At 64.6% G+C, this 1,384-nt stretch carries 1 protein-coding gene; it reads right to left on the reverse strand.

Annotated features, from left to right (window positions below):
• Positions 1–250 precede the first annotated feature (250 nt).
• Complete coding sequence (locus tag GGR44_RS16640) at positions 251–1,285, reverse strand: IS110 family RNA-guided transposase (protein ID WP_183956616.1); 1,035 nt, start codon at positions 1,283–1,285, stop codon at positions 251–253.
• Between the last annotated feature and the right edge of the window lie 99 nt (positions 1,286–1,384).

Consider the following 1,384-nt stretch of genomic DNA (forward strand, 5'->3'; position numbering starts at 1 on the left):
CATGTCTGGACGGCGCCCTGCGATCAAGGGTGAAGTTGTGGTGAAGTAACGGTATCGGGGTGCGGTCATGTCTTCGGCCTGTTTGGCGTGGGGGTATGATCCACTGGCCCTGATGTTTGTCCGCCTGCACTGCTGGCCCCCATCACCGTATCGCGCTTTGCTGCGCTGACAGTTTACCGGGCTTGGCAGCGTTCTGTCCGTTTGTGTCACATCACTTCATGGTCACCCTGATTGCGTTTGCCCGCGCAGTTTATGCGGCGGCGTAGGTCGTGCCCTGCCGCATCAGGGCAAAGGCCATCCGCGCGAGCTTGTTGGCGCAGGCCACCGCGACCAGCTTGAACGGCTTGGCGGCGAGCAGCTTCCTCGCCCACTGCCGCAGCGGATCGTCATGCCGCGCCTGATGCACCAGCACCGCGTGTGCGCCCACCACCAGCAGCTTGCGCAAGTAGGCGTTGCCCATCTTGGTGATCCGCCCGAGCCGCGCCTTGCCGCCGCTGGAGTGCTGGCGCGGCACGAGGCCGAGGAACGCGGCGAATTCACGCGGGCCGGCAAAGCTGGCCGGGTCCTCGATCGTTGCGCTGAGCGCCGAGGCCGTGACCGGGCCAATGCCGGGAATGGTCATCAACCGGCTTGATACCGGGTCGGCCTTTGCCGCCACGGCAATGTCCGTGTCGATCTGCCGGATGGCGGCGTCGAGGTGGGCGATCTGCTCGACCAGCGGCAGGAGGCTGGCGCGCACCGCATCGGGGATCGAACTGTCGCCTTCATGGATCAGCGCTCCCAGGCTGCGCATATTGCAGGTCCCTTGCGCGGCGATCACGCCGATCTCGGCCAGATGTCCGCGCAGGCCGTTGAGAAGTTGGGTGCGCTGGGCGACGAGCATCTCGCGCGCCTTGTGCTGCATGAGGGTCGCCTGGTTCTCGATGGAACGCACCTTCACGAAGCGCAGGCCCGGACGCGACAATGTCTCGTGGATCGCGGCGGCATCGTTGGCGTCATTCTTCTGGCGCTTGACGAAGGGCTTCACATAGGCGGGCGCGATCAGCCTGATCTCGTGCCCCAGCGCCATCAGTTCCCGCCCCCAGTGATGGGCCGAGCCGCAAGCCTCCATGCCAATCAGGCACGGCGGCAACGATCGGAAGAATGGCAGGACATCGCGCCGCCGCAGCGCCTTGGCGACGATGACCTTGCCGCCGGCATCAACCGCGTGGACCTGAAACACGTGCTTGGCCAGATCGAGGCCGACACTGGTGACAACCGAAAGGTCGGCGATTATCTTGCTCATGTGGATGGTGCTCCCTTGGTGGATCGTGACAATCACACCGTGGAGGATCGGGCCAATCCGAATCAAACCCTCAACAGAGCGCCGTCCACACCATCACCG

It is taken from the genome of Sphingobium fontiphilum (assembly GCF_014196635.1).
Classification (GTDB): Bacteria; Pseudomonadota; Alphaproteobacteria; order Sphingomonadales; family Sphingomonadaceae; genus Sphingobium; species Sphingobium fontiphilum.